The organism is Pseudomonas sp. NY8896, from assembly GCF_039634505.1.
Genome location: NZ_CP132350.1, coordinates 1,619,420 through 1,632,284, shown reverse-complemented (window position 1 = coordinate 1,632,284; position 12,865 = coordinate 1,619,420). Strand labels below are relative to the sequence as shown.

The following is a 12,865-nucleotide window of genomic DNA, read 5'->3' as shown; positions in this document are numbered from 1 at the left end:
TTCCGACCGCCTGCAGGCCGTACACCATCCCCTGTAGGAGCGGCCCTGTGTCGCGATGGGCCGCAAAGCGGCCCCAAAAAATTACCAGGTAACGCCGAAGCCCGCGGTATAGCGCGTCTTGTCCAGGTCACTCTCACGCGTGCCGGTGATGATGTCCTTCTCCGCCTTGAGGTTCAGCGAGGCCCACTCGGTGACCTTGTAGCGCAGGCCAATCTCGGCATCCAGCGAGTAGTCGGCCACGCCACCCAACGGTTTGGCGAACTCGCCGTTGGTGAACAATTGCACGTTCTTGCCGATCAGGTAGCGGGTGTAGTCCCACTTCACCGCCGCGGAATAGAAGTTGTCCTTGGAGCCGTCCTGGTACTCGAAGTCGGTGCGGTTGATCAGCGAGCCCAGCGAGAACGCGCCCAGTTCGTCATCCCAGAACTGGTAACCCGGGCCGGTGCCGACGGTACGCTGACGGGCCAGGTCTTCGATACGGTCGCGCTTGTATTCCGCACGCCCCTGCCAGAACCACTTCTCGGTCATGAAGCGGTCCAGGGCGTACTCGGCGCTCCAGTTGTCGGTGGTGGTGACGTCGTCCTTGGTCTCGCGGTTGTATTCGCCTTCGGCATTGTGCCGCCAGCGGCCATGGCGGGCGGTGGTCTTGAAGCCTACGTCGTAATCGTCGGTGTCGTTCTCGGCGCGCTTGTAGTCCAGCGCTACGTCGACGTTGCCTTTCCATACGAAGTCCTCGACCAGGGGCTTGGGCTTCATGATCTGCTCGATGCTGGCCAGTTCCACCGTTTTCGGCGCCTCGCCATTGGCCAGAGTCACCTTGCCTGGCTCGGCGGCCTTCAGCGACTTGGCCTTCTCACCGCTGTAGGCGTCCTGCTTGACCAGCATCTCCTGGTCGCTTTCCAGGGTTTGGACTTCTTTCCAGTCCAGGGCGATCGACCCGCCATAGGGGGTTTCCAGCAGCAGCTTGCCGCCGTCGAAAACTTTGATCTTGCCACTGAGCCGGTCACCGTTTTTCATCCACACGGTGTCGGCGAACACCGGGGAGGCGCACAAGGAGGCAGCTAGCAGGCACAACAACGATCTAGTATTCATAAGCGGACTACGGGTTCGATTCGACGAAAAAAGCCGGGCATTATCCAGATACCGCCGGCCAGAGCAAGGACAGACCGAGCACATGCCGTTGAGTTCAACTCTCATTTGCCGGACCACCGGTCCGGTTTCATCTACAGCCCAAGGGGGGCGTGATGTCTGATGGATATGCGCACGCGCTTGATTCCGCCGAGGGCCGACGAACGGCGCTATATTCAGTACTTGGGCAGGTGCCGGCCGGCAAAGTGGTGAGCTATGGCCAACTGGCCGAACTGGCGGGGCTTGGCCGAGCAGCGCGCTGGGTCGGGCGTACCCTTGGGCAGTTGCCCGAGGACACACGCCTGCCCTGGCACCGGGTGCTCGGTGCAGGGGGCCGGTTGAGCCTGGCACTGGGCACCCCATCGGGGGATGAACAACGGGCGCGACTACGCGCGGAAGGTGTGAATGTAACCAACAATCGTGTGGATATGACGCGCCATGGCTGGCGCCCAATGGAGCACAGCGGTTAGAGTGCGCGCTTTGTTTTCGCAAACTTGAGGCAGATGTTGGCCCATGCCCCGTAAAACCTGGCGCGCTGCGCTTGCTGCCTATGCCAGCCCGTCAACCTTGGTACTTTTGCTACTCGGTTTCGCCGCCGGCCTGCCCTACATGCTGGTGTTCTCGACCCTGTCGGTGTGGTTGCGCGAAGCCGGCGTGGCCCGTGAAACCATTGGTTATGCCAGCCTGATCGGCCTGGCCTACGCCTTCAAGTGGGTGTGGTCGCCGCTGCTCGACCAATGGCGCCTGCCGCTGCTCGGTGGCCTGGGTCGCCGCCGCTCGTGGCTGCTGTTATCGCAGGCGCTGGTGGTGATCGGCTTGGTCGGCATGAGCCTGTGCGACCCGCAACAACATCTGTCATGGCTGATTGCCATGGCCGTGCTGGTGGCCTTTGCCTCGGCGACCCAGGACATCGCTGTGGACGCCTACCGCTTGGAGATCGCTGACGACCAGCGTCAGGCTGCGCTCGCTGCCAGCTACATGGCCGGGTACCGGGTAGCTGCCCTGCTGGCCACGGCCGGCGCGCTGTTCTTTGCCGAATGGTTCGGCTCCACCGGTTTCAGCTATCTGCACAAGGCATGGGCCGGCACCTACGTGATGTTCGGGGTCATGATGCTGCCCGCCCTGTTCACCACCCTGGTCATGCGCGAACCGCCAGTGCCCATGCGCACTCAGCTGTCGGCAGCACGCTATGGGCTGGTGCACCAGATGGCCTCAGTGTTCGTGTTGATCATCCTCCTGGTGTCGGTACCGGCCAGCTTCACCCAGATGTTCAACACCGGCTGGTCCAGCGTGATTTCCGGTGACGCCACGCCGCTCGATCTGTTACTGGAAGACCGCGCTTTCCTGCGCCTGATCCTTTACGTGCTGCTGACCTGGGCGTGCCTGTCGAGCCTCGGCCGTCGCGGCCTGGCCCCAGTGCTGACCCCGGTCAACGACTTCATCGCCCGCTACCGCTGGCAAGCCCTGCTGCTGCTTGGCCTGATTGCCACCTATCGCATGTCGGACACGGTGATGGGCGTAATGGCCAACGTGTTCTACATCGACATGGGCTTCACCAAGGACCAGATCGCCAGCGTCAGCAAGATCTTCGGCCTGATCATGACCCTGGTCGGCGCCGGGGTCGGCGGCCTGTTGATCGTGCGCTTCGGGATCATGCCGATCCTGTTCATCGGCGGCGTAGCCTCGGCCGGCACCAACATCCTGTTCCTGATGCTGGCAGACATGGGCCCGAACCTGGAAATGCTGGTGGTGACCATCTCGCTGGACAACTTCAGCTCTGGCATGGCCACTTCGGCCTTTGTCGCCTACCTGTCGAGCCTGACCAACCTCAAGTTCTCGGCGACCCAATATGCGCTGCTCAGCTCGATCATGCTGCTGTTGCCACGCCTGATCGGCGGCTATTCGGGGGTGATGGTGGAGAAGTTCGGTTACCACGACTTCTTCCTGATTACTGCCTTGCTGGGCGTGCCTACATTGATTCTGATCGCCCTGCAGTGGCGCCAGGAGGCTGGGCGAGGCACCCCGGTGGCAGAGGAAAACTCGGCGGCCGAGCGGCCCTGATAGATCGATGGCCCCTGTACTGGCCTATTCGCGGGTGAACTCGCGCAGGCCAGTACAGGCAATGAAGTTACTGAGCTACAGCCCCTTCCCCATGGCGCCCGCCTACGACAAACCACAACGGCCACAACGCCAACGCCCCCGCCACACCCGCCGCCAGGGCAAAGTGCAGCAAGCTGGCACCGGCGCCAATCATCGCCAGCAACGCCCCGCCCAGCCCCAACAAGGCAATGGTGATCATCCCCAGCATGGCCGAAACCAGGCCCTTGCTTTGCTCGCTGGAGAACAACGTCATGCGGTACAGCACCGCGTTGGCCACGCCCAACCCCAGTGCGTACAGCGACATGCCCGCCACCACACTGGTCACGCTCGGCCAGTACCAGGTCACCAGCACCATCAGGCTCAGGCCGGCCAGGTACGGCCACAGCGCGCCACGCACCAAAGCCGGCAACGGGTAGCGGTCGGCGATACGGTTGATGATCAGGTTGCCGAGAATCAGCCCGCCAAATACCGGCAACTGCCACAAAGCGTATTCCAGGGTGCTTAAACCCTCATCGTGAATCAGCAGCACCGGCGACAGGCCAATCCAGCCAATCAGCGGCAAGCCGACCAGCCCAAGGGCAGCGCTGCCGGCAACGAAGCGGCGGTTGGCCAGCAACTGGCCGTAACCCGCCAGCAGTGGCAGCAGGTGGATTGGTGTGAATGCCAGGCGCGAGCCATCTCGGCGTTCCACACCCAGGGTTTCCGGCATCAGGCGATACAGCAGCAGCCAGACCAACACCGCGCCAATGGCGAACGCCACGAACAGCCAGCGCCAGTCCAGCCACTGCAGCAACAAGGTGCCCACCAGCGGCCCGAGCAGCGGCGACAGCAGGGCAATGTTGGCCAGCAAGGCCATCATGCGCACGGCATCAGCCTCGCTGAAGGCCTCGTTCAGCGCCGGGTAGCTGACCGTGACCACAAAGCCCAGGCCTATGCCCTGCAACAGGCGCAGCAGGTTGAACAGGCCAATATCATGGACCCAGAAGGTGGCCAGGCAGGACAAACCGAAGAACGCGCAACCGACCAGCAGCAACGGGCGCCGGCCATATCGGTCGGCCAGCGGGCCGATCAGCCATTGCAGTACCACGCCCCCCAGCAGGTACAGGTTGAGAGCATGGGGAATGTATTCGGGGCTGGCGTTCAGGTCGCCGACCACCACCGGCATGGCCGGCATGACCGCGTCGCTGGCCAGGTAGGTCAGCAGCTCGAACAGAGCCAGGGTCAGGCCGAACAGCAAGGCACGTAGGGGGGTGATGTACAGCAGTGGTTTCATGATGGCGTATCGGGTGTGACAGGAAGGGTCAGGCTATATGCCAGAAATGGGGTGATATTGCTGTGAACAAGTGTAAAAAAGGGCCGCATTGCGGCCCCGGTCTCATGCGCAATTACTGCGCTGCAGTCTCCTGCACCACACGAATCACCCGCTGCGGGAACGGAATGTCGATCCCTTCGGCCTTTAACCGGTCACGCGCATGCTCGTTGAGCATGAACATCACGTCCCAGTAATCGGACGTCTTGGTCCACAACCGCAGCGACACGGTAATCGAGCTGTCGCCCAACGTCGCCACTACCGCCTGCGGTGCAGGGTCAGGCAGCACACGCGGGTCCTCTGCCAGCGCCAGCAGCACATTGCGGGCCTTCTGCAGGTCGGCCTCGTAGTCCACACCTACATCGAACACCACCTTGCGCGTCGGCTGGCGGTTGGTGTTGGTGATGATGCCGTTGGACAGGCTACCGTTGGGCATGATGACGGTCTTGTTGTCACCGGTGCGCAGCACGGTGTGGAAGATCTGGATGCTGTCGACGGTGCCGGAAACACCCTGCGCCTCGATCCAATCACCGATACGGAACGGGCGGAACATCAAAATCAACACACCGCCGGCGAAGTTCGCCAGGCTACCTTGCAAGGCCAAGCCGATGGCCAGGCCTGCGGCACCGATGGCGGCAACGAACGAGGTGGTCTCGATGCCGATCATCGAGGCCACGCTGACCATCAGCAGCACCTTCAGCACGATGTTCGCCAGGGTACTGATAAAACCCTGCAGCGCCAGGTCGGCGTTGCGCAGGCCAACCAGCTTGCCGAGGCGGGCGCTGACTTTGTTGATGATCCACCAGCCGACCGCGAGGGTGAGCAGTGCCAGCAGCACACGGCTGCCGTATTCCATGATCAAAGGGATCCAGGTTTGCGATTGGCGGACCAGCTGATCGACTTCAGCGTTCAAATCCATACTCATCTCCTGATGCCGAGCGGCAAGTACACGGTAAAACAGGCCGCGCGCGTTTACGCAGCCCCGGCCCCCATGGACATCATTACGCCATCGGGGTTCCGGGCGGCGCCTGCATCAGTCGCGGAAGTTGTTGAACTGCAGAGGCATGTCGAATTCCTTGGTGCGCAGCAGGGCAATGGCTTCCTGCAGGTCGTCGCGCTTCTTGCCAGTTACGCGCACCTGCTCGCCCTGAATGGCGGCCTGTACTTTCAGCTTGCCGTCCTTGATGGTGGCAACGATCTTTTTCGCCAGGTCCTTGTCGATGCCCTCGCGGAACTTGGCTTCCTGTTTCTTTTCCTTGCCGGAAGGGTACGGATCCTTGGTTTCCAGGCATTTCACGTCGATCTTGCGTTTGACCAGTGCCAGGCGCAGGATTTCCAGCATCGCTTCGAGCTGGAACTCTTCCTCGGCGGTCAGCATCACGGTCTGATCTTTGTCCTTGAACTCGAAGGAGCCCTTGCCCTTCAGGTCGTAACGGCGATCAAGCTCCTTGATGGCGTTATCAACGGCGTTCTGCACTTCGTGCTTGTCCAGTTCCGATACCACGTCGAACGAAGGCATGGTTGTTCTCCCAAAATAAAAGCGCGCTCAGGCTGAAGATGGAGCGCGCTGGGTTTGACGGTTAAAATGCGGGCTCATTATAACGGGTTGCGAAACGCATATGAGCAGCACCTGGCATATTCTCGGCGCCGGCAGCCTGGGCAGCCTGTGGGCCTGCCGCCTGGCACGGGCGGGCAAGGCAGTGCGCCTGACCCTGCGCGACGGGCAACGGCTGCAGGCTTATCAGCAGGCCGGCGGCCTGACCCTGGTCGAACAGGAACAACCCCAGCACTACGCCATCCCTGCCGAAACCGCGCAGGCGCAAGGCCCGATCCACCGCCTGCTGGTAGCCTGCAAGGCCTATGATGCGGCGCTGGCGATCGCCGGTGTAGCACCGCGGCTTGCCGAGGGCGCCGAGGTACTGCTGTTGCAAAATGGCCTTGGCAGCCAGGATGAGGTCGCCGACCTGGTGCCACGCGCGCGCTGCATCTTCGTCTCCAGCACCGAGGGGGCCTTTCGCGAAGGGGACTGGCAGGTGCGTTTTGCCGGCCATGGCTTCAACTGGCTGGGCGACCCACGCAACCCCACGATCCCTGCCTGGTTCGATGACCTGCACGAAGCAGGCATTCCCGCTGAGTGGACGGTGGACATTCTCACCCGCTTGTGGCGCAAGCTGGCGCTCAATTGCGCCATCAACCCGCTGACTGTGCTGCACGACTGCCAGAACGGCGGGCTGCTGGGGCACTTGGCTGAAGTGCAGGCTCTGTGCGTCGAGCTGGCCCAGTTGCTACGCCGCTGTGGTCAGCCGAAAGCAGCCGATGAGCTGGACGAAGAAGTGCAGCGGGTTATCCTCGCCACCGCAGCCAACTACTCTTCGATGTACCAGGACGTGCGCGCGGGCCGGCGCACCGAGCTGCACTACCTGCTCGGCCATGCCTGCCGGGCCGCAGGCCGGCATGGCCTGCAGCTGCCGCAGCTGGAACACCTGCTGCAGCGCCTGGTCGAAAACCTGCGCACGCGTGGCTTGCCCTGCGACTGACGCGGCCCTCCAACCGGATACGGACATTGCCTAGCCCATGACCTTGCGCCAACGCCTGGAAAACCTGCCGGTCGGGCAGAAGCTGCTGGCGGCCCTGCTGGTATTGCTGGTAACCATCCTGCTGGTGGCCAACCTTACCTTCATCAGCGCCGCCTACTGGATCACCCAGGAAAGCATGGCACCGCAGGCTCTGCAGACCATAGGCCGGCTGGTAGCCAACCCGCAGCTTGCGGCCCGCGCCGGCGATACCCCCGACACCGCCAGCGCCCTGCTCAAGGAGCTGGACAGCTACACACCGCTGCGCGCTGCCGCTGTCTACGGGGGTGATGGTCGCCTGCTTGCACAACTGCAGCATGGCGAGCCGCTGGCCCTGCCCAAGCGTTTTCGCAACATCGACGGCTGGCGCCTGATGGAATTTCGAAGCACTCAGCTGATTCGCATTCCGCGCGATGCCAACCCACCGGCGCACCTGCTGCTGGTGGCCAGCAGCGAACTGCCCACGGCCTTCTACACCGGCACCCTCAGCGCCAGCCTGGGCATTCTGGTGTTCAGTATCCTGCTGTGGATCGTCATCGCCCGGCAGATCAAACGCCTGATCACCCAGCCGATCAACCAGCTGGAAGAACTCAGCCGCCAGGTCACCCGCGAAGAGAGCTACGCCTTGCGCGCCCGGCGCGGCAACGACGATGAAATCGGCAGCCTGGCCGAGGCTTTCAATACCATGCTGTCGCGCATCGAGGCCCGCGAGCATCAGCTCAAGCGCGCCCGCGACGAATTCCAGGATGCCTATGACCAGGCTCAGGGCCTGGCCGAGGAGACCCGCCACACCAACCGCAAGCTGGAACTGGAAGTGCAGGTGCGCAGCAAGATCGAGAAAAAGCTCACCGGCTTCCAGAACTACCTCAACAGCATCATCGACTCGATGCCCTCGGCACTGATCGCCCTCGACGAACAACTTTACGTGACCCAGTGGAACCACGAAGCCACGGTGCTTTCCGGCACGCCGCTGGACGAAGCACTGAACCAGCCAGTGTTCATTGCCTTTGAACCGCTCAAGCCGTTCCTGCCACAGCTGAAGGAAACCGTGGAAAAACACCGGGTGGCGAAGATCGAGCGGGTTACCTGGCCCAAAGACGACGACCTGCGCCATTACGCCCTGACCTTCTACCCGCTGACCGGCGGCGGCGGGCGCGGTGTGGTCATCCGTATCGACGACATCACCCAGCGCCTGTCACTGGAAGAAATGATGGTGCAATCGGAGAAAATGCTTTCGGTCGGTGGCCTGGCTGCCGGCATGGCCCACGAAATCAACAACCCGCTGGGCGCCATCCTGCACAACGTGCAAAACATACGCCGACGCCTGTCGACCGACCTGCCGCGCAACCAGGAACAGGCCCAAGAGCTGGGCATCGACCTGGCCACGGTCAACCGCTACCTGGACAGCCGCGAGGTGCCGCAACTGCTCGACGGCATCGCGCAAGCCGGCGCCCGGGCGGCGAAAATCGTAACCCACATGCTCAGCTTCAGCCGCCGCAGCAACCGCCAGCTGGTGCCGTGCGAGCTGCCGGCACTGATCGACCAGGCACTGGAAATTGCTGGGAATGACTTCGACCTGGCCATCGGTTTCGACTTCAAGGGCCAGGCCATCGTGCGCCAGTTCGACCCCAACCTGGGGCCAGTACCCTGCACGGCCAACGAGCTGGAACAAGTGCTGCTCAACTTGCTGAAGAACGCCGCCCAGGCCATCCACCAGCGCCCGCAGCCGAGTGAGCCCGGGCGCATCACCCTGCGTACCCGGCTGAACCCGCCATGGGCGGAGATCCAGGTCGAGGACAACGGCGTCGGCATGCCCGAGGCGGTGCGCAAGCGCACCTTCGAGCCGTTCTTCACCACCAAGGAAATCGGCCAGGGCACCGGGCTTGGCCTGTCGGTCTCGTACTTCATCATCACCAACAACCATAAGGGGCAGATGGAAGTGCAGTCCACGCCCGGCCAGGGCACTTGCTTTACCCTGCGCCTGCCCCTCGGCCAGCCGGCGACGCCGGCCAACACGGAGAAGTGACATGGGCTACCGCCTGTCGAAGATCTACACTCGCACCGGCGACAAGGGCGAAACCGGCCTGGGCGACGGACGCCGGGTACCCAAGGACCACCCGCGGATCGAGGCAATTGGCGAGGTGGACAGCCTGAACAGCCAGTTGGGCCTGCTGCTGGCGGGGCTGGACGAGCAAGGGCTGGACGAGCTGAGTGCTGTGCTGGTGCCATGTCAGCACCGCTTGTTCGACCTGGGTGGTGAGCTGGCGATGCCCAGTTACCAGGCGTTGACCCTGGCAGAGGTGGAGCGCCTGGAGGCGGCCATCGATGTATGGAACGAAGAGCTGGGGCCGTTGAAGAACTTCATCTTGCCCAGTGGTTCGGCGCTGGTGGCACAAGCCCATGTGTGCCGCAGCCTGGCGCGCAGTGCAGAGCGGCGGTGTCAGCAGTTGAATGCCATAGAGCCGCTGCAAGGCGTTGGGTTGGCGTACATCAATCGGCTTTCCGATCTGCTGTTCGTGGCAGCGCGGATCATTGGCAGACGCCAGGGCGTGGCTGAGGTGTTGTGGCAGCCTGCTGAGAAACCGAAAGGCTGAAATTTACGCGATTCCCTGTGGGAGCGGATTTACCCGCGAAGCATCCAACGCGGTGTATGGCACCGGCTGCGCCGGTGTTCGCGGCGGTTCGACGCCTCGATGAACCCGCTCCCACTGGGGCCCAATTGACTCAGATTTCAGGCCAGAACGCGCGGATCCCTGCCACACCCTGTGCCCCGGCATTCCAGGCCTGCTCGCGCTCGCCCGGCCCTACCCCGCCCAACAGGTAAACCGGCTTGCTGAACCCGGCAATCAATCGCTGCGCCTCATCCCACCCCAGCGGCACCGCCTCTGGGTGAGTCTGGGTCGCCTGCACCGGCGACAAGGTGACAAAGTCCACGCCCATCTGCTCAGCCAGCGCCAGTTCCTCGACGCTGTGGCAGGACGCCGCCAGCCAGCGTTCCTTGGGGAACGGCCTGCCTTTGGCGGCGTACTTGCGCAACTGCGCAGCCGTCAGGTGCCAACCCGCCGACGGGAAATCGCCCAGCCATTCCAGCGGCCCCTTGAGCATCAACTGAGCCTTGCCTGCGCACAGCCCGACGGCATCCACCGCTACATCGCGGTACTTGGGGTCGTACATGTCCGGCGCCCGCAACTGAATCAAGCGCGTACCGTTGGCCACCGCCCTCTGGATGCCTTTGAGCATCTGCGGCACTTCCAGGCCATCCGGGGTAATCAGGTACTGGTCCGGCAGGCGTGCGGCTGCAACGATCGGCTTGTTGGCCTCAGGGAATTCGTACTGCGGCAAATCGCGCGGCGCAACCCATTCCAGCGGCTGCCCTTCCGCGCCATGAGGTTCGCCCGTGAACGCTTCGACCTCGCGCACGTCCAGCAGCACCTGTTTGTCCGGGTAGTCATGGCTGACCTTGATCAGCGCACGCGAGCGGGTCACCTCGATGCCCAGCTCCTCGCGCAGCTCACGGGCCAATGCCGCTTCCACGCCTTCCCCCTCCTCCACTTTGCCGCCGGGAAACTCCCACAGGCCGCCCTGGTGCTGGGTATCGGCCCTGCGTGCAATCAGAATGCGGCCGTCAGTACCACGAATGACCGCAGCTACAACATGTATCCGTTTCACCCTTCACGCTCCGCCAGGCCGGCCTGCTGCCATGCCTGGAAGGCTGGCCACTGATAAATGGTTTCGATGTAGGCTGCCGCCTCTGCCGGCACCTCTACGCGGTAGGTGCGCAGGCGCACGGCCACCGGGGCGAAGAAGGCGTCGGCCAGGCTCGGCTTGCCGAACAGGAACGGGCCGCTGTCCTTGGCCACCACACGGCATTCGGACCACAGCGCGACGATGCGATCGATGTCGACCTGCACCTCAAGCGGTATATCGTCCAGGGCCTGGTCACGCGACAGGTCGAACGGCATGGCGCTGCGCAAGGCGAAGAAACCGCTGTGCATCTGTGCGCAAGCCGAACGGGCCTGGGCACGGGCGGCTACGTCGGCAGGCCACAGTTGGGCTTCGGGGTGCTGTTCGTTGAGGTATTCGGCAATGGCCAGGGAATCGGCGATCACACCCTGCTCACTCTTGAGCAGCGGCACCTTGCCGGTGGAGGAAAAAGCGAGGATGCGCTGACGGGTATCAGGCTGGTTGAGCTTGATCAGGGTTTCTTCGTAGGGCACGCCAGCCAGCTCGAGGGCCAGGGCGCCACGCAGCGACCAGGAGGAATACAGCTTGTCGCCGATGATCAGGTGATAGCTCATGGTTCGGCTCCATTGGTTTGGATGTCTTGGGGCTGCTTTGCAGCCCAATCGCGACACAAGGCCGCTCTCACAGGACCTTGTGGGAGCGGCCTTGTGTCGCGATTGGGCCGCAACGCGGCCCCATTTTCGATCAGGTACGGTACTCGGCGTTGATCTTCACGTACTCGTGGGACAGGTCGGTCGTCCAGATGGTTTCGCTGCACTGGCCACGGCCCAGCTCGATACGGATGGTGATCTCCTCCTGGGCCATCACTGCCGAACCCTGCGCTTCGGTGTAGCTTGGGCTGCGGCCGCCTTTGCTGGCGATGCACACACTGTCCAGGTACACGTCGATCAAGCTCACGTCCAGCTCCGGTACGCCGGCACGGCCAACGGCGGCAAGGATACGGCCCCAGTTCGGGTCGGAGGCGAACAGCGCAGTCTTGATCAGCGGCGAATGGGCCACGGCGTAGCCGACGTCCAGGCACTCCTGGTGGTTGCCACCACCGTTGACTTGCACGGTCACGAACTTGGTGGCGCCTTCGCCGTCACGGACAATGGCCTGGGCCACTTCCATGCACACTTCGAACACCGCTTTTTTCAGCGCTTCGAACAGCGCGCCGCTGGCTTCGGTCACTTCCGGCAGGTTGGCCTTGCCGGTGGCGATCAGCATGCAGCAGTCGTTGGTCGAGGTGTCGCCATCGATAGTGATGCGGTTGAACGACTTGTTGGCGCCGTCCAGCATCAGGTCCTTGAGCACCGCAGGGGCAACCTTGGCGTCGGTGGCGATGTAGCCGAGCATGGTGGCCATGTTCGGGCGGATCATGCCTGCACCCTTGCTGATGCCAGTCACGGTAACGGTCACGCCTTCGTGCTGGAACTGGCGGCTGGCGCCCTTGGGCAGGGTGTCGGTGGTCATGATGCCGGTGGCGGCTTCAGCCCAGTGGTTTTCCGACAGGTTGTCGAGGGCGGCCTGCAGTGCTCCCTCGATCTTCTCTACCGGCAGTGGTTCGCCGATCACGCCGGTGGAAAACGGCAATACCGATTCAGCTGGCACACCCGCCAGCTCGGCCAGCTTGGCGCAGGTACGTTCGGCTGCGGCCAGGCCTGGCGCGCCGGTACCGGCATTGGCGTTACCGGTGTTGGTCAGCAGGTAGCGCACGGTGCCCTGAACGCGCTGCTTGGACAGGATCACCGGCGCCGCGCAGAAGGCGTTGAGGGTGAACACGCCAGCCACGCTGGAGCCTTCGGCACAGCGCATGACCACCACATCCTTGCGCCCTGGGCGCTTGATGCCGGCAGAAGCGATGCCGAGTTCAAAACCCGGAACCGGGTGCAGGGTGGGCAAAGGACCAAGACCAACAGCCATTAGAGCGCTCCTAGAAAAACGGTGAAATGATGATGGAAGAGCGGGGCCGCTTCGCGCCCCATTCGCGGCACAAGGCCGCTCCCACAAGGGCATCGCAGCCTAGAATGCG

The 12,865-nt window shown here is 63.1% G+C and carries 12 protein-coding genes; 5 read left to right on the top strand and 7 right to left on the bottom strand.

Annotation, left to right across the window (positions count from 1 at the left end):
- Positions 1-81: 81 nt before the first annotated feature.
- Entirely contained in the window at positions 82-1,092 is a 1,011-nt protein-coding gene (locus tag Q9451_RS07275) for a DUF481 domain-containing protein (RefSeq protein WP_012274039.1), read from the bottom strand.
- 152 nt (positions 1,093-1,244) lie between these two features.
- Between Q9451_RS07275 and Q9451_RS07270 the strand changes: the two genes are divergently transcribed.
- Positions 1,245-1,598 carry an MGMT family protein gene (locus tag Q9451_RS07270; protein WP_012274040.1) on the top strand — a complete coding sequence of 118 codons (354 nt, stop codon included), beginning with the start codon at positions 1,245-1,247 and terminating at the stop codon, positions 1,596-1,598.
- Positions 1,599-1,641: 43 nt separating this feature from the next.
- Positions 1,642-3,189: an AmpG family muropeptide MFS transporter gene (locus Q9451_RS07265; RefSeq protein WP_012274041.1), complete on the top strand. Its 1,548-nt coding sequence runs from the start codon at positions 1,642-1,644 to the stop codon at positions 3,187-3,189.
- A gap of 67 nt (positions 3,190-3,256) precedes the next feature.
- Here the strand turns inward: Q9451_RS07265 and Q9451_RS07260 are convergent, their stop codons facing one another.
- The 3 genes from Q9451_RS07260 to Q9451_RS07250 all read right to left on the bottom strand — a co-directional run bounded on the left by Q9451_RS07260 (position 3,257) and on the right by Q9451_RS07250 (position 6,056).
- Positions 3,257-4,501: an MFS transporter gene (locus Q9451_RS07260; RefSeq protein ID WP_012274042.1), complete on the bottom strand. Its 1,245-nt coding sequence runs from the start codon at positions 4,499-4,501 to the stop codon at positions 3,257-3,259.
- A gap of 112 nt (positions 4,502-4,613) precedes the next feature.
- Positions 4,614-5,456, bottom strand: coding sequence for a mechanosensitive ion channel family protein (locus tag Q9451_RS07255; protein WP_012274043.1), 843 nt, complete (start codon positions 5,454-5,456; stop codon positions 4,614-4,616).
- Between the two features lie 114 nt (positions 5,457-5,570).
- Positions 5,571-6,056, bottom strand: a complete 486-nt coding sequence (locus Q9451_RS07250) for a YajQ family cyclic di-GMP-binding protein (protein WP_012274044.1) — start codon at positions 6,054-6,056, stop codon at positions 5,571-5,573.
- A gap of 100 nt (positions 6,057-6,156) precedes the next feature.
- On the opposite strand from Q9451_RS07250, the gene Q9451_RS07245 reads away from it, so the two are divergent.
- Genes Q9451_RS07245 through Q9451_RS07235 form a run of 3 tightly spaced genes read left to right on the top strand, consistent with a single transcriptional unit; the run spans position 6,157 to position 9,704 of the window.
- Positions 6,157-7,074, top strand: coding sequence for a putative 2-dehydropantoate 2-reductase (locus Q9451_RS07245; protein ID WP_345960896.1), 918 nt, complete (start codon positions 6,157-6,159; stop codon positions 7,072-7,074).
- Positions 7,075-7,111: 37 nt separating this feature from the next.
- The gene (locus tag Q9451_RS07240; RefSeq protein WP_012274046.1) at positions 7,112-9,136 is read left to right on the top strand and encodes an ATP-binding protein; all 2,025 of its coding nucleotides are present in this window, start codon (positions 7,112-7,114) and stop codon (positions 9,134-9,136) included.
- Position 9,137: 1 nt separating this feature from the next.
- The gene (locus tag Q9451_RS07235) at positions 9,138-9,704 is read left to right on the top strand and encodes a cob(I)yrinic acid a,c-diamide adenosyltransferase (protein ID WP_012274047.1); all 567 of its coding nucleotides are present in this window, start codon (positions 9,138-9,140) and stop codon (positions 9,702-9,704) included.
- Positions 9,705-9,834: 130 nt separating this feature from the next.
- Here the strand turns inward: Q9451_RS07235 and Q9451_RS07230 are convergent, their stop codons facing one another.
- From Q9451_RS07230 to argJ, 3 genes are all read right to left on the bottom strand, one after another.
- A complete protein-coding gene (locus Q9451_RS07230) occupies positions 9,835-10,779 on the bottom strand; it encodes a Nudix family hydrolase (RefSeq protein ID WP_012274048.1) in 945 nt (314 codons plus the stop codon).
- Positions 10,776-11,408, bottom strand: a complete 633-nt coding sequence (locus Q9451_RS07225; RefSeq protein WP_012274049.1) for a glutathione S-transferase family protein — start codon at positions 11,406-11,408, stop codon at positions 10,776-10,778. Before Q9451_RS07225 ends, Q9451_RS07230 begins: the two co-directional genes overlap by 4 nt.
- Positions 11,409-11,538: 130 nt before the next feature.
- Positions 11,539-12,756: a bifunctional glutamate N-acetyltransferase/amino-acid acetyltransferase ArgJ gene (gene argJ / locus Q9451_RS07220; protein ID WP_012274050.1), complete on the bottom strand. Its 1,218-nt coding sequence runs from the start codon at positions 12,754-12,756 to the stop codon at positions 11,539-11,541.
- Between the last annotated feature and the right edge of the window lie 109 nt (positions 12,757-12,865).